Origin of the sequence: Paracoccus methylarcula, from assembly GCF_003007735.2 — a bacterium.
Lineage (GTDB): Bacteria > Pseudomonadota > Alphaproteobacteria > Rhodobacterales > Rhodobacteraceae > Paracoccus > Paracoccus methylarcula.
Genome location: NZ_PXNQ02000001.1, coordinates 285,254 through 310,791, shown reverse-complemented (window position 1 = coordinate 310,791; position 25,538 = coordinate 285,254). Strand labels below are relative to the sequence as shown.

At 56.5% G+C, this 25,538-nt stretch carries 22 protein-coding genes; 12 read left to right on the top strand and 10 right to left on the bottom strand.

Going from position 1 to position 25,538, the window contains the following annotated elements; translation table 11 throughout:
• Window position 1: 1 nt before the first annotated feature.
• The 3 genes from phoU (at window position 2) to A7A09_RS01390 (ending at window position 3,753) form a co-directional block, all read left to right on the top strand.
• Entirely contained in the window at window positions 2–730 is a 729-nt protein-coding gene (gene phoU / locus A7A09_RS01405) for a phosphate signaling complex protein PhoU (RefSeq protein ID WP_170166987.1), read from the top strand.
• Window positions 731–733: 3 nt separating this feature from the next.
• Window positions 734–1,423, top strand: coding sequence for a phosphate regulon transcriptional regulator PhoB (phoB, locus tag A7A09_RS01400; protein WP_106689623.1), 690 nt, complete (start codon window positions 734–736; stop codon window positions 1,421–1,423).
• Between the two features lie 467 nt (window positions 1,424–1,890).
• Window positions 1,891–3,753: a PhoX family protein gene (locus tag A7A09_RS01390; protein ID WP_106689621.1), complete on the top strand. Its 1,863-nt coding sequence runs from the start codon at window positions 1,891–1,893 to the stop codon at window positions 3,751–3,753.
• A 545-nt stretch (window positions 3,754–4,298) separates the two neighbouring features.
• Here A7A09_RS01390 and A7A09_RS01385 read toward each other — a convergent pair.
• From A7A09_RS01385 to A7A09_RS01375, 3 genes are read right to left on the bottom strand one after another with little or no spacing between them, the layout of a single operon-like run.
• A complete protein-coding gene (locus tag A7A09_RS01385) occupies window positions 4,299–5,192 on the bottom strand; it encodes a plasmid partitioning protein RepB C-terminal domain-containing protein (protein ID WP_106689619.1) in 894 nt (297 codons plus the stop codon).
• Entirely contained in the window at window positions 5,189–6,085 is an 897-nt protein-coding gene (locus tag A7A09_RS01380) for a plasmid partitioning protein RepB C-terminal domain-containing protein (RefSeq protein WP_232845092.1), read from the bottom strand. Before A7A09_RS01380 ends, A7A09_RS01385 begins: the two co-directional genes overlap by 4 nt.
• Window positions 6,082–7,653, bottom strand: coding sequence for a recombinase family protein (locus A7A09_RS01375; RefSeq protein WP_106689618.1), 1,572 nt, complete (start codon window positions 7,651–7,653; stop codon window positions 6,082–6,084). The genes A7A09_RS01380 and A7A09_RS01375 overlap by 4 nt, the downstream gene beginning before the upstream one ends.
• Before the next feature lie 64 nt (window positions 7,654–7,717).
• On the opposite strand from A7A09_RS01375, the gene A7A09_RS20485 reads away from it, so the two are divergent.
• Window positions 7,718–8,107 (top strand): hypothetical protein, encoded by a 390-nt coding sequence (locus A7A09_RS20485; RefSeq protein WP_147391963.1) that lies wholly within the window; start codon window positions 7,718–7,720, stop codon window positions 8,105–8,107.
• A 139-nt stretch (window positions 8,108–8,246) separates the two neighbouring features.
• Here A7A09_RS20485 and A7A09_RS01370 read toward each other — a convergent pair whose 3' ends face one another.
• From A7A09_RS01370 to A7A09_RS01355, 5 genes are all read right to left on the bottom strand, one after another.
• Window positions 8,247–10,082 carry a TniQ family protein gene (locus tag A7A09_RS01370; protein ID WP_106689616.1) on the bottom strand — a complete coding sequence of 612 codons (1,836 nt, stop codon included), beginning with the start codon at window positions 10,080–10,082 and terminating at the stop codon, window positions 8,247–8,249.
• Window positions 10,079–11,056, bottom strand: coding sequence for a TniB family NTP-binding protein (locus A7A09_RS01365; RefSeq protein ID WP_211341009.1), 978 nt, complete (start codon window positions 11,054–11,056; stop codon window positions 10,079–10,081). The genes A7A09_RS01370 and A7A09_RS01365 overlap by 4 nt, the downstream gene beginning before the upstream one ends.
• Window positions 11,028–12,398, bottom strand: coding sequence for a TnsB C-terminal domain-containing protein (locus A7A09_RS20980; RefSeq protein WP_211341008.1), 1,371 nt, complete (start codon window positions 12,396–12,398; stop codon window positions 11,028–11,030). The genes A7A09_RS01365 and A7A09_RS20980 overlap by 29 nt, the downstream gene beginning before the upstream one ends.
• A 170-nt stretch (window positions 12,399–12,568) precedes the next feature.
• Complete coding sequence (locus tag A7A09_RS20975; RefSeq protein WP_211341007.1) at window positions 12,569–13,174, bottom strand: hypothetical protein; 606 nt, start codon at window positions 13,172–13,174, stop codon at window positions 12,569–12,571.
• On the bottom strand, window positions 13,171–13,851 hold the full coding sequence (locus A7A09_RS01355) for a PDDEXK family nuclease (RefSeq protein WP_123225467.1): 681 nt from the start codon (window positions 13,849–13,851) through the stop codon (window positions 13,171–13,173). Before A7A09_RS01355 ends, A7A09_RS20975 begins: the two co-directional genes overlap by 4 nt.
• A 1,282-nt stretch (window positions 13,852–15,133) precedes the next feature.
• Here A7A09_RS01355 and A7A09_RS21740 point away from each other — a divergent pair.
• The 8 genes from A7A09_RS21740 (at window position 15,134) to A7A09_RS01310 (ending at window position 23,919) form a co-directional block, all read left to right on the top strand.
• Window positions 15,134–15,256, top strand: a complete 123-nt coding sequence (locus tag A7A09_RS21740; RefSeq protein ID WP_281277315.1) for a hypothetical protein — start codon at window positions 15,134–15,136, stop codon at window positions 15,254–15,256.
• Between the two features lie 536 nt (window positions 15,257–15,792).
• Window positions 15,793–16,017: a hypothetical protein gene (locus tag A7A09_RS20970; RefSeq protein WP_106689610.1), complete on the top strand. Its 225-nt coding sequence runs from the start codon at window positions 15,793–15,795 to the stop codon at window positions 16,015–16,017.
• Entirely contained in the window at window positions 16,010–17,233 is a 1,224-nt protein-coding gene (locus tag A7A09_RS01335; RefSeq protein ID WP_106689609.1) for an AAA family ATPase, read from the top strand. Before A7A09_RS20970 ends, A7A09_RS01335 begins: the two co-directional genes overlap by 8 nt.
• Window positions 17,234–17,714: 481 nt before the next feature.
• Window positions 17,715–19,643 carry a Qat anti-phage system ATPase QatA gene (qatA, locus tag A7A09_RS01330; protein ID WP_106689607.1) on the top strand — a complete coding sequence of 643 codons (1,929 nt, stop codon included), beginning with the start codon at window positions 17,715–17,717 and terminating at the stop codon, window positions 19,641–19,643.
• Window positions 19,643–20,515, top strand: a complete 873-nt coding sequence (qatB, locus tag A7A09_RS20480) for a Qat anti-phage system associated protein QatB (protein ID WP_148043599.1) — start codon at window positions 19,643–19,645, stop codon at window positions 20,513–20,515. The genes qatA and qatB overlap by 1 nt, the downstream gene beginning before the upstream one ends.
• A complete protein-coding gene (gene qatC, locus A7A09_RS01320; protein WP_106689603.1) occupies window positions 20,512–21,855 on the top strand; it encodes a Qat anti-phage system QueC-like protein QatC in 1,344 nt (447 codons plus the stop codon). Before qatB ends, qatC begins: the two co-directional genes overlap by 4 nt.
• Window positions 21,845–22,591 (top strand): Qat anti-phage system TatD family nuclease QatD, encoded by a 747-nt coding sequence (gene qatD / locus A7A09_RS01315; protein WP_106689601.1) that lies wholly within the window; start codon window positions 21,845–21,847, stop codon window positions 22,589–22,591. The genes qatC and qatD overlap by 11 nt, the downstream gene beginning before the upstream one ends.
• 347 nt (window positions 22,592–22,938) lie before the next feature.
• Entirely contained in the window at window positions 22,939–23,919 is a 981-nt protein-coding gene (locus A7A09_RS01310) for an Abi family protein (protein WP_106689599.1), read from the top strand.
• Window positions 23,920–24,025: 106 nt separating this feature from the next.
• Here the strand turns inward: A7A09_RS01310 and A7A09_RS01305 are convergent, their stop codons facing one another.
• Window positions 24,026–25,015 (bottom strand): HNH endonuclease, encoded by a 990-nt coding sequence (locus A7A09_RS01305; protein ID WP_245999070.1) that lies wholly within the window; start codon window positions 25,013–25,015, stop codon window positions 24,026–24,028.
• Window positions 25,016–25,246: 231 nt separating this feature from the next.
• Entirely contained in the window at window positions 25,247–25,537 is a 291-nt protein-coding gene (locus A7A09_RS01300; protein WP_106689595.1) for an AbrB/MazE/SpoVT family DNA-binding domain-containing protein, read from the bottom strand.
• Window position 25,538 lies beyond the last annotated feature (1 nt).

The window sequence follows — 25,538 nt, the reverse complement described above, 5'->3', positions numbered from 1 at the left end:
AATGATCAACCGCGACAAGCATATATCCTCCGCGTTCGACCGCGACCTGGAGACGATCCAGGCGCAGGTCGTCAAGATGGGCGGCATGGTCGAGGTGGCCATCTCGGACGCCGCGACAGCGCTGGAAGCCCGGGACGAGGACCTGGCCGATGAGGTTCGCCGCCGCGACAAGGCCATCGACACGCTGGAATTGCAGATCAACGAGGAGGCCGCGCGGCTGATCGCCCTGCGCGCGCCCACGGCCACCGATCTGCGCATGGTGCTGGCGGTGATGAAGATCGCCGCCTCGCTGGAGCGCGTGGGCGATTACGCCAAGAACATGGCCAAGCGGACCGATGTGCTGACGCAGATGCCGGTGATCGAGGGCTCGGGCATGGCGATCCGCCGCATGTCGCAGGCGGTCAGCAAGATGCTGCAGGATGCGCTGGACAGCTATATCCGCCGCGATGGTGAACTGGCCGAGGATGTCCGCCAGCGCGACCTTGAGGTGGACCAGATGTATAACGCGCTGTTCCGCGAGTTCCTGACCCATATGATGGAGGACCCGCGCAACATCACCGCCTGCATGCATCTGCATTTCATCGCCAAGAATGTCGAGCGGATGGGCGATCATGCGACCTCGATTGCCGAGCAGGTGATCTACCTGGTGACCGGAGAATTGCCGGATGACAGCCGGCCCAAGGCCAGCAGCGTGTCTGCCGATGCGGGCATTGCGAGAAGTGAGGGATAAGAGATGACGACACAGGCCCCTTGCGTATTGGTTGTCGAAGACGAGAACGCGCAGCGCGAGGTCCTGCAATACAATCTCGAGGCCGAGGGCTTCGAGGTCGTGGTCGCCGATAATGGCGAGGACGCCCTGCTGCTGGTGCAGGAGGAGCAGCCCGATCTGCTGGTGCTGGACTGGATGCTGCCCAAGGTCTCGGGGATCGAGGTCTGCCGCCAGGTCAAGGCTGATCCGGCGACCCGCGGGATACCCATCATCATGCTGTCGGCGCGCAGCGAGGAAACCGACCGGGTGCGCGGCCTGGAAACCGGCGCCGATGACTACGTCGTCAAGCCTTATTCCGTGGTCGAGTTGATGGCCCGGCTGCGCACGCAACTGCGCCGCACCCGCCCTGCGACCATGGGCGAGAGGCTGAGTTTCGGCGACATCATCCTTGATGCGGCCGAGCACCGGGTCTTTCGTGCGGGACAACCGCTGCATCTGGGACCGACGGAGTTCCGGCTGCTGTCCACGCTGATGGAAAAGCCGGGCCGGGTCTGGACGCGCGAGCAGTTGCTGGACCGGGTCTGGGGGCGCGACATCTATGTCGATACCCGCACCATCGACGTGCATGTGGGGCGGCTGCGCAAGGCGCTGATGACCAATGGCGGTGACAATCCGGTGCGCACCGTGCGCGGCACCGGCTACGCGCTTGGCTGACAGTCTGCCCGATTTTGGGCCGGGCGGAGTCTCGGGGCGATTGCGTCGGCGGGCGGGTCTGCCCCATGTGCCGGGAACACGGCCCCTTGGCTCCGATCTTGCCGGGCTGGTGCTGGAACCCGCGCTGATTGTGGAATGCCCTTCCGGGGACGTGGCCTGATCCGACAGGCTGGGACATATGTACCGACGCGATGATCGCAAGGCAGGCTGGCGATCGCTTTCACGCCCTGCCCGCCCGACGAACGCGGTCCGGGCACAGATTGAAGGCCGCCTTTCCGTCCGGTTCACTCCGTCACATAGCCCGGGATCTGCAAGGTCCCGTTTTCGTCGCCGCGCCGCAAGCCAGGGCGATGGTGAGGCGAATATCCAGGCATTGTCACACAAATGAGATGCAGAATTTGTAACGACACCACATCCGAATATCCAATTCGGGACCAAGCCAACCGGATCAAGCGAGGAACTTCAAGATGGACCCTAAATCGACCGTGCACCTGTCCTGGGACGAGTTCGATGAATTGCGCAACCCGCGCTCTGCCGAAAACGATTTTGACCGCGTGGTCGAGGCGGCCATCTCGCGCCGGGGCTTCCTCGGTGGTGCGCTTGCATTCGGGTCGGGTGCGATGGTGTTCGGCTCCGGCGTGCTCGGCTCGGCAAGCTCGGCGCGGGCCCAGGCTGCTGCCTTTGCGTTCGAACCGATCAGCATCTCTACCGATTTCGATGTCCATGTCCCGCAAGGCTACCAGTGGCAGCCGCTCGTCAAATGGGGGCAGGCGCTGTTTTCCGAAGCCGAGGGTGCCTATTCTCCCGAAACCGGGGTTCCGGTCGCCATGTCGGACAAGGTGTTCGGAGAGAATACCGACGGGATGGAAACCTTCGAGGATGAAGGCCATGTGCTGCTCGCCATCAACTCGGAATATGTGAACCCCGAGACCAACCTGCCTGCCGCTTCGGAAGGTGTGCCGCAAAACGCGGATGAGGTGATGCTGCTCAAGAACATGCAGGGTGTCACCGTTCTGGAAATCGCGAATGATGATAACGGCTGGCAGGTCGTTCTCGACAGCCCCTATAACCGCCGTATCACCCACGAAACCCAGATGACAATGGACGGCCCGGCGGCCGGTTCCGATCTGGTCAAGACCAATGCCGATCCCGAGGGCATGTCCCCCAAGGGCACCATGAACAATTGTGGTTCCGGCAAGACGCTTTGGGGCACCTACCTGACCTGCGAAGAAAACTTCAATGGCTATTTCGGCGCCACCGGTGAATTCGAGGAGACCGATGGGTTCGTCCGCTACGGCATCGGTGGCGAAAGCCGCTATGCCTACGAGAAATACGACGAGCGCTACGATCTGTCGAAGGAACCGAACGAGCCTCACCGCCATGGCTGGGTGACCGAGATCGACCCGACGGACCCCGAAAGCACTCCAGTCAAGCACACTGCCCTTGGCCGCTTCAAGCACGAAAACGCCGAGATGGTGCAGGCGACGGATGGTCGTATCGTGGTCTATATGGGCGACGACGAACGCGGTGAATTCATGTATCGTTATGTCTCGAACGGCACCTGGTCCGAGGGACAGCCGACCGACGGGCTGATGTCCGACGGCACGCTTTACGCCGCCAGGTTCAACGAGGACCTGACCGGGGAATGGCTTCCGCTGACGCCGGAAACCACCGGCATGACCATCGAGGAAGTCCTGGTCTTCTCCCGGCTGGCCGCTTCGGCTGCGGGCGCCACCTCCATGGACCGTCCCGAGTGGATTGCCGCCAACCCGCTACGGGTCGAGGCCTATTGTGCCCTGACCAACAACTCGAAGCGAGGCGGCGAGGCGATGCCGGTGAATGGGCCCAACCCGCGAGAGACCAACGAATACGGCCAGATCCTGCGCTGGCGCCCCGCGAACGAGGATCACGGCGCCGATACCTTCACCTGGGATCTATACGTCATGGCCGGCAATCCCGAGGTCTATGACAACACCTATGGCGGCTCCGACAATGTAACCTCCGGCAATATGTTCAACTCGCCGGACGGCATGGCATTTTCCTCGGACGGGATGCTGTGGATTCAGACCGATGGCGATGACAGCAACGAGGGTGACTTCGCGGGCATGGGCAACAACCAGATGCTTGTCGGCAACCCCGAGACGGGTGAAATCGCCCGCTTCCTGACCGCGCCGAATGGTGCCGAAGTGACCGGTCTGACCTGGTCGCCGGACCGCAAGGTTGCATTCGTCGGCATCCAGCATCCCGGCGGTTCCTGGCCGGATGGCGAAGGCAAACCCCGCTCTTCCGTGATTGCGGTCTGGCGCGAAGACGGCGCGACGATCGGCTGAGCCGAGACATCCAGGCCTGGTCCGGGACCGGAAGGAACCCGTCACCGGACCAGGCCGCACAGCGTTCAAGGCGCTCTTGTCGTATCGATATGGATGCCGCTTTCCACCTTTTGAGCGGACATTCCGGGCAGCCGTGACCGCGCGGGCTCCCCCCGCAGCCGATCCCACAACTGCGCTGCCCCCCAAGTTGTGGATTGCCACGTAATTCTTCCTTACAGAACAAGAAGAATCAAATAGTTAGCCGGGATGCTGCTCACCATTTCTTCCTTTTTTGCCAAGAAAAACTTCCTTTGCCATTCCGAAAAGCCGTAGCGAAGCGGATGACAAGGCAGAGATACGCCGCCTGTCTTTCCTGGCCAGTATCGAGTTGGTATAGTGGTGGAAGCTGATCCGTCTTGAGGCTATGTGCTGTCAGCTACCGCCAGGGCAAAACACGGAGTGGGCTGCCGCTGCGGAATTTCCGGTAATCCTGACACATGAAAACCGGTCCAACAAAGTGCAGAGTGAAATCCTTATTCGGAGGAGAAATATCACTTTGGGCCACCTCATGCGGCCTCCAACATGTCTACAATCTTCTGTAGTTCAGTGAGGATATCAGCATGATGCTGCGCAAGATGCCTGACGATGCGAGCGTTTCCCAGCAAATGGTTCACATAACCAACAGCCTGAACCAGGTCGAGTTGGTCTGCGCCATAGCTCTGCTCGACCAATTTGAACTCTCGGTCTAGATTCTCCGATTCGCGCTGCATTACCGCGATTTGCTCTTCGGTTAGGCCGCGCGGGCGTCGCTCGCGACCTTCAACCAACTGGTCTTCTGGTGTCGACGCAACGAGAGAGCGGGCATAGCCTGTGGAGTAGCGGTTCATCGTAATCATCGATTGCGCCGCCTCTATCTGCCGCATGGGCTTCAGGTAGCGCAACTCTGTGAACACGCTAATCGGAACGTGCTTATCGCGTAGAAGTTCGGCTGCTTCGGGACAAATACCAACAAGCAGGTTCCGCTTCATGCGGATATTCGCGATATTGACATTTAGCGCTCGCGCCAGCCGTTCCTCGGAAACTCCCTTGCGGATCGCATTCAAAATCATCTTATGCTCTTGGATGATCGCGATCCGGCTGACACGCTTGTTGTAAGTGAAAGCCTCATCGTCAAGTGCAATCAGGCAGACAACCTCGGTCTCACCGCGACTTTTAAGGATGTCGATACGTAAATGACCGTCGAGGAGATGGAACCGATCCCTATCATCGCGGTCACGAACGATAACTGGAGGCTCGATAATGCCGACCTCCGCAATCGACGCGGCGATTTGACTATATTTGACCGACTTTCGAACTCTTTCAGAGATTTCGTGCAGCGGAAGTATGGCATCAATCGATATCCGCAGGCTGGTTTCCTCAAAGCCGATTTTCACCTGAGGTGCGGATTGTTTCCTTGTCATATCCGTGTCTCCCGGGCCTCCGCCAAGCGTGTGGCGATGCGCTCAGGCATGATCGCAAGCCCTTCATCCTCAAGTATTCCTATGAAGGTCTCGTCATGTGAAAGCCGCCTGAAGGCTTCGATGATCAGAACCAATCTGTCGCGGGCAGCGTTGGCTCGCCGGATCATGTCGCGCTTGCGCTCGGCTTCCTCCTGATAAGCCTTCATCAAAGCAGCGGTGGACAAGCGCTTTGTTGCCGAAGATTTTTGTGCAGTAAGGCCCTTACCCCGACGACGACGAGTCTCGACCAATTTCTTGGCTGCCAGCAAACGCTTGCCTCGCAGAAGCCCCTTGTCATAGGCGTCCTGCAACACTCGCTGGACATCGTGGTCGCCAGACTCCGCGATTTCCACGGCCACGCTAATAGGAACCGTTCGGGCTTCCACCGAACTCAGGAGGCGTTGCTCTCCTTTTTCGAGCAAATGAGCCACACCATTGACATATTCCGTCGACAAGCCGGTTTTTCTGGCAATATCAGCTGACGAATAACCGCGCTCGCGCATGGCACCAATATCTCGCAGCAAGTCGATTGCCTTATGCTGACGGCGGGCACAGTTTTCGACCAGACTCGCTATCATGCAATCTTCGGCATCCGCAGTAACCACGAGCGCAGGTACATCCTGCTGGCCAAGTGCCTGATAGGCTTCAAGCCGCCCTTGTCCACAAACGAGATCATAATAGGGACCGCCAGCTTCCATCCGACGGGTCACCGTAATTGGCCGCTTCAGACCAATTTTTGAAATATTTTCAACAATTTCCTTGAATACTCGCTTGTTCCGAAGGCGAGGGTTGAGGACATTGATGCGCTCAATTGGGATCCACTCGACGCGCTGTGCAGGCCGGGCACCCATCATGCCGCCCTCGGAAACGGCCGCCGCGCGGCCATCGCGTAAAAACTATCCAATGAAGCGAAGCGATACGCGTCGAGCGATAAACCGTTGTGTTCGCTCAACCTGAGCAGCGCGGTTCTCATGTCCAACCTCGGTAGCAAATAAAAATCATGGGGTTCATGATTGTCCGCATCCATGCGCACAGCGACGGTCAGATCAGGTTTCAACGCGGTGTCGAGCCGCAGCTTCCACCGCAAGGAGCCCGCTGACGTATGAAAACACCGGGCAATAACGATCGTTGCGGTGAATTCGTCATTGATCGTCAGGATGTCTGTTAGGGGATCCTGAGTGACCGTTCCCCCTGCCTGGCGCAAACCGGCAAGAACTTCGTCAACTACCGTCGGATGAAGTGCGCGCAGCTTCCGGTTGATCTCGATATAACGATAATCCCGGTCGGGTGAGAACCCGACCAAAGCGTAAGCCCGGAGCAGTCCGCCGAAGCGGGTACGGTAAGAGCTGCTTGAAGGCGCTCCTTCGAACTCGTCGATGATCAATCCGGACAACATTCCGTTGCGTTCGAAGATTTCTCGCAGGATCTCCAGCATGGCTCCATCACTCATATGCTGTGCACGCGCTGTGATGATCGCCTGCGCCCTATCGAACAATTCTTGATCGACAACAGGCGTGAACACACCGTCCGCGCGGACCCAAGCCTCACGAGGGTTGGACACATGTTGATTCTTTAATTTGAACGAGGTCCGCGCCCAAACATTGTTACCGATATACTTTTCGTTCGTCAGAAGCTGATGAACTGTCCCGCGCGTCCACGGTCGACCGAAATCGGTAAGTATACCACGGGCATTCAGCACGCCGGCGATGTCAGATTCTCTGCAACCCTCAACGAATAATTGGTAAACTTCCTGCACGACTTGCACCTCGGCCTCGGGGCCGGGAACGAGGATCACGCGATCGGTGGCAATGCTCTTTTGTTGTCCCTGTTCGAGTTGCTCTTTTTCCGCCCCATGCTGATCCACTAGGAGGCGTCGCAACCCGAAACCCGCAGTGCCGCCCTGACGAAAACCCAAACGAATAAGGTTTGATTGCCCTGCGAAGACTTTGACCGACAACTCCCGACTGTATTCGCCTGCCATTGCGCGCTTAACGGTCTTGATAATTGAGGAGCCGACGCTGCCGTCATTTTCGAACTGCTCGGCACAGTAATGGACCGCGATGCCTGCACGCCGGCAACGAAGTTCGTTACTGGCTGCCTCATCGGTATCTTGCCATCGGCCCAACCTGCTAACATCGTAGACAAGCAAAGCACGATAGTCGACGCGGTCGTTGTCAATGTCATCGAAGATCTTCTGTAGAGCGGGCCGGCCGCCAGTGGTGAGGCCACTCCGTCCCTCGTCAGCGTAAGTACGCACGATGCGGAATCCGCGTTCGTCAGCATATCTACGAATAACCGCAGTCTGATTATCGGTCGAATACCGCTGATGTTCGGTTGACATACGGACATATTCGGCAGCCGGTATGCCCTGCGGCTCGGTCGCAGGGTGCTCGTCACTGCCGTTGTTCCACTTAATGATCATCGCCGGCCCTGGTGGCTGCGCCGCTTAATCCGCAGAACAGCATTAACCCGAAAGGAGCAGAAGAATGCTTCCCAATAGCGGTAGAAAACTTCCTAAAATGCAGCGTGCACCAACAGAGGCCGAGTATATCGTGCAGATCAGCAATGCGCTGCGCGGCGAGTTGGGCGGAACTGGTATGGCTGTAAAGACAATTATGCGTTGGACAGGTGTTAGTGACCGCAGCGCCAGGACCTGGATGAACGGTTCAGGAAGCCCTAGCGGTTATCATCTCCTGCGCCTCGCCCGCGAATGCGACGCGGTATTTGAAGTTTTGCTCGATTTCACCGACCATCCGGAAGCGAGATTAGGGTTCGATTTGCACGCGGCAGAAGTAGCGATCGCAAGAGCGATGGGCGCATTTGAAGCCCTCAGACGACAGAGATCGGGAGGTGGCTCTGCACGTCGTCCAAGCTGATGCCGGGTCTGCGTACCGAACCACCGTTTCTCCTCCTCCGACCAAAACCGCCGACGACATCGAGTGATCCTTCAAATCCCATCACTATCTCTCACTGCTTCGCAGCGGCAGAGCGGGGACGACGGACGCTCATTATCGTTCATTCCTCGCGTTTGAAGGAGATGGTCTGCAGTTCTTCACGACGAAATATTGAGCGAAGGCCAGGATCGGAATTGATTGGTTTGGGACCCCACTTTCGGAGCAAATTGGCGCCGTGCTTCCCGTTGAGACCATTTTCTCGAGCGAACATGCCAGCCGTAATGAAAGACGCCGTGAATGATGACATCGAGTCTGCCGTTATATAGTCTCGAGTTGCACGCGTGACGCTGTGGCGCATCCGCTTCACTTCCAGGAAGTGATTTTCCACAAGATAATCGAGTGTCCGGGCGTTGATGAACAGACGGCGCCTTACCTCTTTCATGGAAAAACCGTTTGGCTCTGTAAAATTGAGAGCTTGTGCTACATCCTTGATCGAAACTACGAGCGAGTCCAAACGTAGCTCATCAGTCAAACGACCTACCGCTTGTATCTTGCCCTCCAGCATTAACTGCACGACATCCGGCACGCCGCAATTGAGCTTCCGCGCCACCAATTCAAGGGTACAGCGTCGTGGGTCTGTTGCTTCAGTACGTTCAGCATTGACACCCAATCGGGTCAGGAAATCCAGCACAGCAGGGCGATAGAATCCCTTCGGCCTCCGACGATTTTCACCTTCCGCCGGGCGCAGAATCCCTGCGCGCTGGAGTTTCTTGATCATGACATAGCTGCATCCGAGTAAATCTGCAGTCTGGTTCTGGTCGAGATAATCATGCTTATCACGTTTGATTTCTTCGATGAGCGTCCGCTTCAGGACGGTTTCAAGATTAAATTGTCCTGCGTCATCACGATATGCGAGGCCACGACGGATCAGGATTTCTTCCAGTAGCGACCGCCGGATGCCGATCTCGCGACAGGCTCCGCGAATTGAGAATACCCGAGTTTCAGTGATTTTCTGGCCAAGGACCGTCGTGCCCGATCGGAAAGGGTAGTGGTCGAGGAAGTATTCGCGCACGACATCACGAATAGGGTTGAGATCCGCACGCTGCTTGGCGTGAGAACCGAGCAACCGTTGAACCGCACCATTGCTGGGATGCGGTTGGTTCCCGCCACGCGACGGTGTTCGCCGGTTGAAGCGGTCGAGTGCTTGGCAAATTCCGTCGGAACCCTGGTTGAGAATCCGGAACCCCGTCAGCATCGCGTTACGCCGCTGATCAGTTTCGAGAGCAGAGACGTGCATATCCCGCCCGTGATCAATTAGCACACCGAAGGCTTCGCATGCTTTGATCAATGCGGGAATCTCCAGGCGGTTGCACCAGTTTTCTTCATGGGTGCCGTAAGCACGCTTGGTCAGATAAGTATCAAGTTCATCCGCTTCGGCGGGAGTCGGCTTTGGTAGCTGCCAGAAGTCATATCCGGCGTCACGAACAAAGGCCGTGAAATCATATCGCGATGACGCATCCACCATTGTACGGTGGCTTTGCAATGCAACGCCATGGCGCCAGCACCTTCGGATATGAATGAATTGCCAATGCAATTCGTGAATAACTTCCCAGGAGCAACCCCCTCCTTCGAGTGAATCGGAAATGCAAACCGGACAGTATCTGATTTCTCCACGCGCCAGTGTTTCGGTGTTCATCACCTCGTTGCCAAGTTGATACTTCATGCTTGAGGTTTTGATGACCGTGCGACCCTCGAAACTTTCTGCAGGAATGTTCGCCAAAGCACAGATGTCGGTAACGGAAGCCGGATCGCCTCTAGAAATCGCCGGAAAATCCAACCCGAGGTCAAGGCAAAAGGTCCAAAGGTCTGGAGATAGATTGCGATCAGCCAGCCTGGATAGATATGAGGTTGGCATCTCCAGTGGCGAAGACGGAAAGGTCAGCGCCAAGTGAGTCATGTCTCTCCTCCACGATCGAGAAGTCGTCGGCAGTCGATGCGTTCAAAATCCCCTGCGACAAATGGATTTAAGCCGTCAATGCAACCCGCACGTTTGCGAAACATGTGCGTGAAATGAATAACCTCCGGCTTTTCGGCCTCGGCTCGCATAGCTTCTTCCAATGCAGAGATGGCCAATTCGATCAACAGCCCGAATTCTCGATCTGCTGCATGAATCAGTCTCGCGGCGAATTCGGTGGTTGCGACATCATCACCTACCGACATGCCGGCCCGTTCGGTATAGTGACTTAACAGGTGAATGACGCGGTCTGTGTCGAGTAGCGGATTGAGCCGTGGAAACTCGACCGGGTAAACGCGACGCGCCAGTTGGGCATCATGATTGACGATTGTTTTGAGTTCCTCGGTCCCAGTCAAGATCAGACCGACCGGCCAAACTGGGTGCTGCATTAGGGATTTCAAGGTCGTGACTACCGAATTTAATTCTTTTGGGGTCTGATGCCGGGACAAATCCTGGGCTTCGTCATAATGTAGGAACAGCGTCCGGCGGGCAGCGAGGTGATCCTTCACCATGTCCCAGATTGTTTGGGCAGTTTTCTCCCTTCGCAAGGGGAAACCAAGTGCCGCAAGCGTGGTCTGGCCGACGAATTTCAAGGTTGCCGGTGTAGGTACGGACAGACTCGCAACATCCATTCGTCCAGTTTCCGGATCATTTGAAATCAGGTCTGTCTGCGTCGTGATCAAGTGTCGCACAGCAGTGGTCTTGCCACTACCCGATGCCCCGATCAATGCGACGCAGCGCGCCTCCGCGATTACGCCAGCCGCAATTTCGGCACGCCGCCGCTCGAGCAAGTAGCGGAAACGCTCCTCAAACTGCCGATAAGCTCGATTGGTTGAGAATATGGCCCGCAGCGCAAGAATGCGCCGCGGGATATTGGTGGGCAATTGATCAGTCATCGAAAGTCCAATCTTCGCCATCCTCATCGTTCGATTCGCTGTCGGTTCCTCCAACTCGGTATTCCGGCAGCGGCTTGTCGGTCTCGATAACGTCAGCAAGGAGATCGTCGGGACCGGGCCGCTTTCGGCCAACCGGCCGCTCGAGATCGCCCGATGCCGCCGAGCCTTCCGGACCGATGCGGAGACCGGTGAAAAGCTGCTTCTCATACTTGTCGAGGGCCTCGGCGGTGAAATGGTGCGGCTGCACTTTCCTGAGCTGTCGGGCACGAGCGTCAATCTCTCGAATCTTTTTTCGCGCTTCTCGTATTATGCCTTCCGAAAGCGTCGCCTCTTCTCGGAAACGCAGCCGAAGATTGCGCGCGATTTCTAGCCATTCACCAAGGCTCAGCCCCCACACGGACCGCGAGACCGCCGCCGCACTGAACCATTCATGGCCGATACAGACCGAAACATGCGTCAGATCTTCCGGATCGACTCGAATGGGAAGCTTGCCGCTCGCACCGCGCAGTAGTGCCTCCTGCATTTGCGGACAGGTATAGTTGATTCCGAATGCTCGAATTCCATGTCGATCAAGCTTGCGGTCGAGCGGGATACCGAAGATCGCACGGCGATGATTGGCATCGGGAGGCGGCGTTACTCCCTGTTCCGCAGAAAGCCTTTTCCACGCATTTGCCGGCGTTTCGCCCTTGAGTCCGCTGTGCGGCGTATTGTGATACACATCAACAATGAACAATGTGAGAATCTGCGCCAATTCGTCATCAGTCAGAGCTGCCCAATGTTCCGATGGATAGTCGCCGCGCTGCGTCGGGTTGCTAAAGGTGCGACCAATCAACATAGGAGCGAGTTGTTGACCAAAGGTTCGAAACAGACGTTCGATTCGGCCGCGAAGTTTTGGAACCCCGGCGGGGGGCGCTTCGTAGGTAGTTCCGAGGTCCACAACTGCGGAGCGAAATCGATCGGATGCGAAGGCGGATCCTTGATCGGTTACCAAAACGCCAATGCCGCCGCATTGGTGCCACGAGGATTGACAACCCGCAGCTTCAGCTATGGGAGTTTTATCCTGCGTGACAAGGTGTAGGGTCCTGATCGCGTCGTCGGCGTTTGGATTTGCGACAATGCGAAAGCCAAGCACCACCCGAGTGGCGCAGTCTACGGCGGCATAGATCCAGCGGCGACCAACCTCGAACTTTGCCCGGTCCTCATGCGACAGCCCGTCCAACGCGCCACTCTCGTTAAACAACGAGCAAATATCAACTTGCCACTCATCCATTTCGACACGCTGAAGCGGATAGTCGGCGGCGAGCCCGTTTTCGTAAAAGCCAAATTTCCGCCTTGCAGCATCGATTCCTCTGCGTTGTGCCACAGTTTCGAACGGATCCAGGGCCTGAATACGGCGTCGAACTGTACGGGCCGACGGTACAGGCAGTGGCGGTTTTCCGGCCGCGACCCGTCCGGAATTGATTTCTGCAAAGCGATCCCCAACGTTTTCGATGATCTTTTGCTGGGTGGGCTGGTTGCGATCAAGATAACCGGCTACGCATTCGGCGAGGATGGCTTCTGCTTCGGCGAACAGTTTTCGAACAGAAATATCAGGGCGCCGCTTGCGTAAAAAGACAAGAGGCTGCGCCCGCCAGCTTCATACATCCTGACCCATTGCAAAAGCCAACGAGCACATGGGAAACGGCGCCGTTCAAATTTTTGACCAGCACGCGGGGTGCGACCAACATCCTGGCCGCTTTCTTCAATTTCACGCACCCGATCTTCCAGAGAGGGTAGGATAGTTTGGACTGCCCGTTCGGAGCGCGTTGTTTCACCTCGGGCCTCTGCTTCGAGAAAAACGTTGGCGCAAGTGGTCTGCCAGAGAATCCGAGAACGGTCTTGCGCCGGTAGCGTGTGCAGATAATTGATATCGCAACGCAGTTTGCGGAATGCGGTCTGATCAGAGAAGGCACCCCGCCGGAGCCGAACATCGGGTCGCGAAAGCAATTTCAGAAACTCGTCGCCACTGAAGGACAGGCAAATCGACGGATCGTCGAGCCGAGTCCAGATCGAACCGTTACGGTCACTTTTCAGAAGCCGGTGTTCGGCACCAGCGATTAAAAGGCTATCGATTTCGCTAACACGGAAATGACGGGTCATTGGCCAATCTCCTGCATAATAAGCGTGGAAGGAAGAATGTCGCCGCTATCGACTGTACGGAGGATGCCGGCGAAGATGGCGCGAAAGATTGCACGGAAGGCACGGCCACCGAGTCCCGATCGCTGAACAAGCTCGGCAATCGAGGTTGGGCTAGACATGTCATGGACCAGTTCCGTAACGATCTTGTCGGCTTCGGGATCCGGGGTTCGGCGAAAGTCGTGCAGCTTCTGAGCGTTGCGTGCAGCAGAGGGGCAGTAATTCTGCTCCGTAATTAGCACGACCTCATCGGCGAATCTGAGCGGCGTCGCAGCCCGGACCCGTTGCAGAGTTTCGCGAAAACCTTGACGCTCAGCTACGGCTGCAGGTTTGACAGCTATCGCAATGCGACGGCCACCTGTAAGCGTGATCAAGTAGTCGAACGTATGCGTCTTGCGCCGGCCCTCGGCGTCCCGAAAATGCACGGGTGGTGGCTGGTCCCAGATGTCCATTACATCTTGATGCGCAAGAAGTTGAAAAAGAACGTTCTGTTCTTGTTTGCTTTCAAAATAGCGCAACCGGAGATGACCATCTTGTCGTGTCTGGCCCGGGATATGGCCGCGCGAGCTGGCTTTGGATCTCGCGGCAGGTTTCCTTGTTGCCCGGCTCGGCAGCGGCCGAATATAGGATGGATAGTTCATGCTGTGCTGGCCCGACGAATGGCGCAAGTTTAGGCATTCGCCCAAGGGCGCTTCTCCTTTGTGAGAACAAAAAGGGAGCGAAGGCCGCAAAGAGCGGCGCTCGGTCTTGACTTTCAGGAACTGTCGCAGGAGGATGAACCATCGAGATCCAATCGATTGGCGGCCTCGTAAGCGACAGCTTTCGGGGTCGTTTCTTATTCTGCTAGCTCATCTGCTGTGCCCCCTCATAAGTTGAACTGGAAAGAGTTGTGGAGAAGCGGTTTCCGCTGGCATAAGTGCAGGTTCCGGCGGCACGCAAGGCGGGCCTTCTGGCTTTGCTGGAGCTTCTCCGATAATATTCCTCTGTTCCGTCGTCTGTAGCTCAGACGGCGAATTGAGATAACGGTTGTTGGGAAGATGTTCACTATGTCAGGGATCACTGATACTGAACATCTGGGGCTTTGACCGACTTAGTCGGGGCTCGTCAGCCTTTTTAGATCAGTTCTTCATTTTTATTTTTCCTATGTCGGGGCCACAGAACATCGACTTGATGATCGACTTGGTCTGCGATGAATTGCCGGATTCTCCGGCTTGATCGTCGCGAGCAAATGACATCACCTACCGTTGTTCGTGAAACGTCAAGTTCTTCTGCGATTTGCGCTGCTGTAAACCCTGCGTCTCGAAGCTTGAGCCGGATCAGGTCTGCTCGATCCACGGGATCGTGCATGTCGAAAATGCGGTTGATCCTCATTTGAAAACGCCTGTGTTACAGCTTTATTGTAAGCTCACCACCACGCTGCCGCACGCGAATCACCAAGTCAAGCGCACGATTCGGATATGTCGGACCGGGGAATGTGATCGCGCGCCGGACTGTTGCGCCTTGAATACCACCAATAGAATACTCCCAAACAATATCCCGTAAAATCCGTAGCTTAGATTAGACAGGCAAGTCCATACTTATCAAAGACTTTCTGATTCGACCGACCCAATTGCCCGAAATTTAGGGGTTCAGTGGTGTCCTTTTACTTCACCTGCTGTCTGTGGCGGAACCCTCAAATTCAGCGCGATAAGATAGGCGAAAAATCGCTCATTTACGGGGTCTGGTCGAATGATCATGCAGAAATTCCCTCGCACTGATGCCGGTTTTCGCGGCGGCTCGATGTTTTGCTGCGAGGCTCCTCCCAAAATCCGAACAAGCCATCATGCTGAACGTCGCCCAAGCACCCCACTTCCTACGCCCGCCTCGTTCTGGCATTGTTCCTTCCCATCCGAACCTGCCCCCGATTCTTCGCGAGTGCCGCCGATGTACAATCTTTACTCCCAGACCAAGAGCCAAGACGCAATGCGTCGCGTCTTCGTCGATGACGTGCTGGACGACGAGGTCGAGGATGTCACCGGCGACCTGCCGCCAGAGCCGGGCATCTAACCGGATTATTCCGCGCCGATCCTCCGGCATGGCACTTCTGGCGGCTGGCAGCTTGCGATGGCGCGATGGGGTATGCCGACGCCGGCGAAGTTCCTGGAGGGCAGGCGCACCGACAAGGGCGTGACCAATATCCGCAATGCGGGTAGCTTACGGCACAGAACCGGTGGCGGTGTTCGGTTATCCGCCCGACATCCCAGGGAGCAAGCGAAGAAGCTGTTCCCGAGCCGGGATTTTCATTGAGGTGCTGTATCAACGGATTCAGTCTGGCGCCGCAATAGATTCAATTGTTGCTTGTTTGCAACGCTCCTGACCTACAAGTCAATTCTCAGTTGGATCGAATCGTCTGAGGCCGTTATCTGGCTTGCTTGGTTCACAAAGGCCACATTGAAATACCTCAAAGGAAAGGAGGGTAAAAGTACATGACAATCATCAGCTTCACCCTCCTCGGGCAGCTTCCCGCATAATTCGCTGCAAGCAGGGTGAATTTCGGTCCGGCAAGAAATCGGCCCAATCGCCCCCGACTTTGAGATATCACCATGGACAAACTTTCCATGGACCTCTTCTCCAACGCAAACCGCCCGGGGGAAGTGGTCCGCTTCCTAATTGAACATCCGGTCGCAACCGGACGCCTATGCGCGCGAGAAACGACGATTTTGTTCGTCGCTTTCGGCCCGACCCACGAATGCGCGTTGAAATCGATCTCGGCTCTTCGGTCGGCTGATTTCAATACCCGATACGGCTTTGAGGGGCACCATGTTTGATAGCTTTCAAATATGGCTGGGTGAAATGATGCTGAATGATATCTTCGTCGGCGGCATCGCACTTGGCAGCATCGGGATCGTCATGGCTGCGGCGCGCGTTATCATGATGCTGGTGGGGCGATTGGTATCGCGCCGTGCCTGGGTCCGGCTGACCATCGACAACCGGTCCGCAGCCTATCGTCACCTCTGCCTGTGGATGGAAACGAACAGAGTTTTGACCGAGGTTAAGCATGTGCGGGCCACCGATAACGAATGGAGCAATGGCACCCTTGACTACGCTCCTGCGCCCGGCCGTCACTGGTTCGTCTTTGGCGGCAGCCTCTGCTATCTGCGCCGCGAGATAGACGAGAAATCCCGCGTGGGTGGAGCCAGTCGTCAACGTCCGATGGAAACACTGGAAATCGGCATGCTGTTCGGGGCCCTTTCCACCATCCAAGACTGGATCGCGGAAGGTGCACACATCGCCGCAACGCGCGACCGTCGAGGCCCAATGCTTCATGTTTTCAAAGAAGGGTATTGGGATGATGTTGGCGAAATCCCCCGTCGATCCATCGCCGCCGTGATCGTCGAAGATGACCAGGCACAACGTGTTCTCGATGACATGCGCTGGTTCTATGATGCCAGTGAATGGTATTCGGTACGCGGTGTCCCGTGGCGGCGCGGCTATCTCTTCCATGGCCCGCCCGGCACTGGGAAATCCAGTTTGATACGGGCTTTGGCTTCGGAGCTCGATCTCGATATTGCGGCCCTCGACATCAGTCGCAGCAACATCACCGATGAGGACCTGCGTGAAGGGTTGATGTCCGCGCCTCGCCGTTGCCTGATCAGTATCGAAGATGTGGACTCGGTGTTCACGGGACGAGACGCGGGAGAGCGGCGACACGGTGTCAGTTTCTCAGGCCTTCTGAACGCAATTGACGGGGTCGGCTCTCAAGAAGGGCGGGCCCTGGTCATGACCACCAATCACTTCGAAAGATTGGATCCCGCGCTGATCCGTCCCGGTCGTGCTGATATGCATGTGGAGCTGGGGCTGGTCGGAGCAAGCGCTGCTCGCGCCTTGTTTGATCGGTTTTTCCCCGATCACCTCGCCGCAGCCGCTGAATTCGAGGCTGCGCTTGGCACGCATCGATTCAGTCCTGCGACGATACAAGGTTGGTTGTTGTGGAACCATGACAATCCCGAGGCGGCGGCGCAGCCCGGAGAACTGATTCCCTGAACCGAATCCAATTCCTGCGATGAGATCAGGACAGCATCCTGTAACATCCTGAAATCCAATGAATGACATGCGCTGCCGGATTAGGATGTTAATCAGCTGCCGGAAGGCCAAAATATGTTCTGTTCGTCATTCCTCACCCCACATCCTGTCAAATATAGCGCGACAGCTCACTTGAGAACGCCGCGACAACTAAGATGAGAATCTGCGAGGCGCCCGACAACGTTATCCACGGTAGCGAAGGCGGGAAGCGCGGAGACATCAATTATCGCAGCGTTTCCCGCCTTCGCGGTTCAACGGGTGGAAAGCCGACTTTCGCTGCACAAACGACCAGATCAGGTTAATTATGGTTTGCGGCCATTCGCCTCACTAAGTGCTGGCTTCAGAAAGTGCAGTCTTAAGTTGCACCTTTCAAATCACTCAATCTGGGGTAATCTTGCAGTAACTAATTCGAATTCGCCCAATAACATAGAAAAATACTTTCATGATTATTCCTGATAACGAGACCGCCATTGACATGATCTACTCCGAAGCCGTCTCCGCAACGGTCGCGAAAGTGATCAGAGACTCGGGGGACGAACCTCTGACGGTCGGCGTTCACGGGGATTGGGGCGCGGGAAAGTCGAGCGTATTGCTAATGCTGGAAGATGCGTTCTCCGAGGATGATCGCACATCAGTCGTTCGGTTCAACGGCTGGCTATTTCAGGGCCTCGAAGATGCCAAGACAGTCGTCATCGAAACGATCGTCGAACAGTTGTTGCAGGATCGGGCGCTCACGACAAAGCTGAAAGACGCATCCAAAAAACTGTTGAAGCGCGTCGATCTGATGAAGGTTGCTTCCAAGGCGGGTGGCCTAGCCCTCACCGGGCTCACTGGTATTCCATCCCCGGACATGCTCGGCGGCCTCGTGGAACAGGGGAAGAAACTTCTCGCCGGCGGTACAGATCTGACCGTTGGAGACATGACAGGGTACGTCAAAGATGTCACAGACTGTCTAAGCGATCCTGAGGCTGAAACATTGCCCGCTCACATACATGCGTTCAGGTCAGAGTTCGCGGAGCTGCTCGTGGCCGCAGATATAGATCGCCTCGTCGTTGTCGTTGACGATCTGGACCGCTGCCTTCCAGCAACCGCGATCGAAACCCTTGAGGCAATACGACTGTTTCTGTTTGTCCCTGGCGCCGCCTTCGTAATTGCCGCCGACGAGGGGATGATCGAATACGCCGTCAGGTCCCACTTCCCAGACCTGCCACTCTCGTCGGGCCCTTCCACCTACGCCCGCAACTACCTTGAAAAGCTCATTCAGGTTCCGTTCCGCCTGCCTCCGCTGGGATACCTCGAAACCAAGATTTACCTGACACTCCTCGTGGCCGGAAGCTCCCTCGACACCAATTCAACCGAGTTCGAGGCTCTTCTCGAATTGGGGCGCGAAGCGTTGAGACGCCCATGGGATGGGATCGGACTAAGCCGTGGCGTGATCGAGAAGCATATCGGAGCGGTCTCGGCGGAACTGGAAAATGCGCTCATTCTCGCCGATCAACTGGCGCAGCCACTGGCCGAAGGAGCTCAAGGCAATCCGAGGCAAATCAAGAGGTTTCTAAACACGCTAAACCTCCGTCTTGCGATCGCGGACGCACGCGGGATCGGAGACGACGTGAACTCCGCCGTCCTCGCCAAGCTGATGCTCGCAGAACGATTCAAAGTCGAGTTTTTCGAACGCCTCGAGGCCGAGGCGGCGGTGAGCGGCTCCTCCAAAACCATAGCAGTTTTGGAGAAGGCGTTGCGCAAAGATGAAGAAGAGTCTGAAAAGCCGGAGAAACCGAGCGCCGCCAAGGACGTGGGTCAAACCGCAAAGGCTCCGGAGGACGAATTTCTCAATAGCGAATGGGTTAGACGATGGGCTCAGGTAACACCCTCTCTCGCCGATGAGGATTTGCGTCCGTATTTGTTCGTGTCTCGAGATCGCAAAGCGCTCTTCACAGCAGGATCCAATCTTGCTTTGAAAGAAGACTGGATAGAGAAGCTATGTGGCAGCACATTGGGCGCGCGAGCAGCCGCGGTCGAAATCGCAAAACTCACGCCCGGGGAGATCGAACAGATTTTTGATGTGGTGGCCGCAAGGATCCGTGCTGCAACGGATCTGAAAAAACGGCCGGGTGGTATCGAAGGCCTTGCCGAACTTTGCAAGATTTCCGCCCATCTCCAGACACCGACCGTTCGCCTACTAGCTGACCTGCCAAGCGGTCAGCTAGGACCGTGGGCAGCCACGGGTTGGGATAAGGTGTTTACCGGAACGGAAGCCAAGCGAGAGTTCACCAAGCTGAAGGCGGATTGGGCCACTCTCGATGAAAACAAACCGCTCCAGCTCGCCGCGGGTGGCGGGCGGCGTAGCCACGGGAAGAAGACGGGGTAATGGGAACTTCGAGTTCGTACGGTGGGCCCGCATCCGGGCTCGTTCCAGATTGGGTCGACGATGTCGAGCCGGGCGCGGGCGGAGGTGAAGACGACTCCAATCAGGGTGGAAACGACGGGTCTGACACCGAAACCTCAAACGGGAGCGAGGGCGAAAATAGCGGAGAAGCGCAACAACCACCAGTGGCCGCAGCCGCTGGCGGCGCATTATCCTATCCACGCGGACAGTTTACCCGTTTTACGAACGGCGGCGGCAACAAATCGCTCGGACGGGCGTTAAAGGGCTACGTCAAAGCCGCTGGCGGGGGGGCTGGTGCTGCACGACGAATGCCTCATTCCACTCGGGTGGCGTCAGGTATCGCGGGGCTCGCGAGCGCAGTCGCGAACGAAGGAGCCGAGGCGGCTCTTGCACGCTTCAATCTTCAAGAGCTGGCGGGTCGACCGGCCGCGGAGGTCCTCGAAGCCGTCGCGGAAGTAATCTGCCCTGATGGCGGAACAATCGATGAATCGATCGCCCGTGATGCGATGCTCGAAGCGATCGCAGAGGTCGCGGAAGATGACCCGGGCGCATTCGATGAACTTTCAATGGATCAACTTGATGAGTTTTTATGTGACGTGATCACCAGAAGCGTGGTGACCAAAGTCTTAAACGAGATTGGCACGAATGCTTTGCACGGTTCCGCCTCCGATGCCGATTTTCGGGAGGCGGAGCGGATCACGCGAGACTTCACGCAAGGGAGGGTCAGGGACGCGCTTGGCAGCAGGTTCGATGTTGGTTCGCGTCCTACACAAACCGAAATCGACCGAAGCATTTCTGAAGTTTATACCGATACCTTCGACATGCTCGGAGCCGTCCTGGAGACTATGCAATGAAACGAAAGATCTTCGTCCGTTTGGGGCGCGACGATGTAAAGCCTGCTTATGACGCCGCTGACATCACCATTGATATGATCGATAATTTCGGCGCTCTCGATAGGGGACTAGGCCAGTTGCTCGACCGGCTTTTCAAGCTAGGAGCGAAACCGAGCGAAGCCGCGGTCGACCTCATGATCTTGGCGGCTGCGGTTTACGCCGCCGACACCGGGGTCTCACGCGAACGGTACGCGGACGACGGCTGGACACGAATGATCGACCTCAACGTTCCTGTGGCGGAGGCAGGGTTCTGGAAGAACCAGCAAGATCATCTGTCCCAAATGCTGAAATTCTTGACCGGCGATCATTGGAGCTTCACGTTTCGGCATCGGCCCAATAATTTCCAAACCTTCACGAAACAACCCGAGAAGATGGATCTTACAGACTTCACGCAAGTAAGCCTGTTCTCAGGCGGATTGGATAGTCTCATTGGTGCGATCGACCTGCTCGCCTCTGGACAGCGCCCGCTCTTGGTCAGCCACTACTGGGACGGGGAGGCATCCAGCGCGCAACGGCAGCTACTCGAGGTATTGAAGGAACGACACGGCGATGCGTTCGAATCCGTCCGGGCCTATATTGGTTTTCGAAAATTGGATTTTGCCGAAGCTGGAAGTGACAACAATCAGAGGGCGCGTTCCTTCCTGTTCTATAGTCTTGCCGTGGTTGCGGCGGATGCCGTCGCCTCGACAAACAAGGTGCTAATCCCCGAAAATGGTTTAATCGCTCTGAACGTACCTATGGACGCGCACAGGCTCGGATCGCTTAGCACACGAACGGCCCACCCCCACTTTATCCGGTCAATGTCAGAACTGGTCAACGCACTGGGCATCGACGTGACGCTGGAAAACCCCTATCGCTTCAAGACGAAGGGAGAGATGGCCAGAGAGTGCAAAGATCGCGACCTTCTGGCCGAATTGGCCCCGGCTTCAATGTCTTGTTCTCACCCCGCGCAGGTCCGTTTCGAGGGGGCGCAGCCCCAGCATTGTGGGCGTTGCGTCCCTTGCCTGATCCGTCGCGCATCACTCGCAGCAGGACTGGTTGAAACGGACACCACACAGTACTTTCTGGATGATCTGAAGGGAAGTGTTCTGGACTCGAAGTCGGCCGACGGGAAGAATATCAGATCCTTCATGTTTGCCGCCGAGAATTTGCGGCAAAACCCCGGGCGTGCGCGGTTTCTGGTGCAAAAGCCTGGCCCTCTCAACCATGACGATCTGGACGCGTACGTAGGCGTTTATCGGCGAGGGATGGAAGAAGTGTCGGAGATCCTCAGGGGCGTGAGAGCGAAGCATGTGGGATGAGAGTCGAACCGGTCCTGTCGACTTTCATTGTCACCTCGACCTCTATCAAAACATGGAGGCAGAGTATGCTCGCTGCGAGGCCGAGCGGTGCCTGACCCTGGCGGTAACGACGACACCCAAGGCGTTTGCCCGAAACGCCGAGATGGCCCGTACTAGGCGCTTTGCGCATGCAGCCCTTGGAATGCACCCGCAGCTTGTCGCGCAGCGCGCGCCGGAGCTCTCTCTATTCGAAGAACTCGTTCACTCGACCAGATATGTTGGTGAGGTCGGTCTGGATGCGGGGCGCCGGTTCTACCCTTCATTCGAACGCCAGAAATTGGTGTTCGAACGCGTGATGATGCTATGTGCAAAGCTCGGCGATAAGGTGATCAGCATTCACAGTGTTCGGACTGCCAGACAGGTTCTTGACGTTATAGAACGAACGGGCGCACATCGCACATGTGTTCCGGTATTGCATTGGTTTAATGCCTCGGGATCAGAGATCAGAAGGGCTCTGGACCTAGGCTGTTACTTTTCTGTTAACGAACAGATGTTGCTGGTTCCACGGGGGCAAAACTTACTTGAAACCGTTCCCATTGAACGAATCCTAACCGAAACGGATGCCCCTTTTCAGTCTGATAAGACCCCAGGTGACGTGCTTGGTGCAATCCGATTGATCGCTAAAGCGTATGGCGCGGGTTTGCCAGATGTTAAGGATCGGATCAGACAAAACGCGACAGAACTGTTGATCGGCTGATTGCGTCTTGCTGGACGCCAACTACCCAAAGCTCAACCTCTTCCGACTATGGCCGCCTTTTGAAAGCCGCGCCGCAGCATGAGATTTTATGACGAAAGTCGGCTATGGGGAAGCGGACTTTTGCTGCGCCTTCCACGAATGATCGCGAAGCGTAGCCACGATCAACTCCGGACTCACCGAACTGACCTCCCGCGTTGCCCCACCGTTCGGTGCCCCATCTCCAATGTTGACATTGTCGGCCCCGACACTATTATCCGTTATTGCCTTATGACCGGTGCTCCCTGACTTGGCCTCAGTCGCCTCGTTACAGCCCGGTCTTCTAATTTCTGGACATTGCCGCATCAACATTGAAGTATCTCAAGCAGCACAAGTCGATCGATGAATGCATCGACATCATGTTGATGAGAGGTATGGACATCCCTGATCGGGGCCATGCCGAGCGCTCCCTGCACCGCATCGGATACTACCGGCTCAGCGCGTTTGGGTATCCGTACCGTGACTTCTGCCCGATTCCGACGCCAGAGGGCGAGGCGGAGCAGAAGGTTCGATGCGACAAGTTCAAAGAGGGCATGACGTTCGATCATGCGATCAATTTCTATCTCTTCGACAAAGCCCTCCGCATAGAGCTCCTGGACGCGATCGAGCGCATCGAGATTGCAGTCAGAACCGCGATGATTGAGGTCCTTGGGGAGCTGGGCCCACATGCACATCGCGACAGGCGCTCATACAAAGACCGCTTCAGCGAAGAAGATGCTGAAGGCAATACGCCGCTCGGCCTCTTCATAGATGGCTTGGATCAGCACTTCAGGAGCTCAAAAGAAGACTTCGCCAAGCACTTCTCGATGAAATACTTCGGCCCTCCCCCGATCTGGATCGAAGCAGGGACATGGACCTGGGGCAACCTGACCCACATCATCGCCCACCTGTCCGACAAAAACAAAATGGCAATCGCGGCGCGCATCCACCCGGACCTCCCCATGAAGACCTTCGCCTCATGGATCACAGCGCTCAACGATGTCCGCAACAGCTGCGCACATCACGCCCGGACGTGGAACAAGCCCCTGGTCAACAGCCCGGGCGTCCCACCAAAAACGACATTTGGACAGCTCGACCACCTCCGCCAGCCCAGGATAGGGGACGATGCGCCCACGAAAAAGATCTACAGCGCGATCGTCATCATGATCTTCATGCTGCGGCAGTACTATCCGCGCACGGAGTGGCACGTCCGTCTGCGCGACATGATCTTGACTCAGGACCTCCCTTACGAGATCCGCCCGCAGACCGCCGGGTTCCCGGAGGACTGGGAACACGAGGCCATCTGGAACTGACACCCCGACCTTCACCCATCCGAAATCGCTGCACGACGTCACGAAAGGGTTCGGGGAAGCTGCGTCGCAGCGACCTGTACGCCCTTCAATGACCGCAGAGGGCCGTTTAATGCTTGAAGCAATTTTCTCTGTGCCAGGTTAAAAATTCCGGCCTGGGCCGATTAGCCAGTCGCTCAGGCATCAAGAGCCTGGCCGAAGAATTGATCATCGCTCTCACGGCATTTGGGTCGTTGCTCTGCCGTGAAATGAGTATGTTCAGGTCGTTGGATAGTCCGACCAGCCCGCGATCGAACAACCAATGCGCGGTCCCGGATAACGCCAGGCCATTGCTCACGATGTCTGGGCCGTCGTGTTCCACTGGTCTGATATGCGCTGCTTCGACCTCTGCACGCCCACCACCATTGATGAGGCGCAGTCCTGTTATCGCGCAGCGTTCACCGTAGGCGCGGAGCACATTCTTTCTGAAGTTGCGGTCACGAATGATACGGTTGGTCAACTGGTTGACACGTTCGCGAACAGATAGGCGTTGAAATTCAGGGCGTGCTTCCTCGAAGCCGGAGATCCGCCAGTCTCTATCGGTCCGTGGCAGAATATTGTCATCTTGTCCGAGGCCACGTCCAACAATCCTCGCGAAATCTTCAGGTGAAAGCGCCCGAACGGCCGAACGAGCTCGACCGGAAAGTTTTCCACGGTCATTCAATAGGCCTTGCTCAACGACATCGTCAGCATCGCGGAATGGGACCGGATCACCAAAATCGAGATATGAACCTGGCTCAATGATGGCCAAGTACATGTCTGCGCTTCTTGGGTCCGCAATAATCTCTTGTACTTTGGCGACCGCGAAATAGCCCTTGGAATCTCTGATCTTGCTGGGTTCGAGGTAAACGATCCAGTCATCCTCGAATTGCTGTACACGTGTAAGGTATTGTTTCGGGAACTGATATCGTTCCGATGGGATGTCATCATAGATCGAATCCGACCGGTGGATGAATACGCCAAACGCCATGCTGAAAAGAATGCCCGGAATTTTTGAGTGAGCCAATCTGCAAAACTTCTGACCAGAATTATTTCTTCGGGGAAGGTCGTGGCGCAGCATATGGCGTTCTGAACAAGGGCCAGAATGAGGCCTCCACAGCCATTGTCACGCAAGCAAAGATGCCGAATTCCGGATCAGTCGGGACTTGTCAGTGCTTCCCGCAGCATTGCTTGTATTTGCGCCCGGGGCCGCAGGGGCAATCGCTGCGTCCAGCACCTGTTCGGTCTTGTTCACAAACTCGATAATTGAAAATCGACGCACCGCTGCCCTCCCGGTGATTTGTTCGCTGCATCAAAGCATTTCTTTGCCCATGGGTGCGGCGTCTATCCAAGCTCTGTCTTCGTTATCCCACTCGATATCAGAATCGAGTTGTTTCAGCAGGGCATCGAGATCATGTTTGGGACGGTGACGCAGCGCGATGATCAAGCGCTCATTATCGATGGTCAACTCAACTTGCTCGCCTTCTGCCAGCGCCAGCTGCTTCATGATGGCGGCTGGAATCGCCAGCGCAACCGAATCCCCCAGCCTGAAAAGGTGAGAATACCGAAATGCCTCGGTGTCGCGATCATCGTGTTTCTTCATG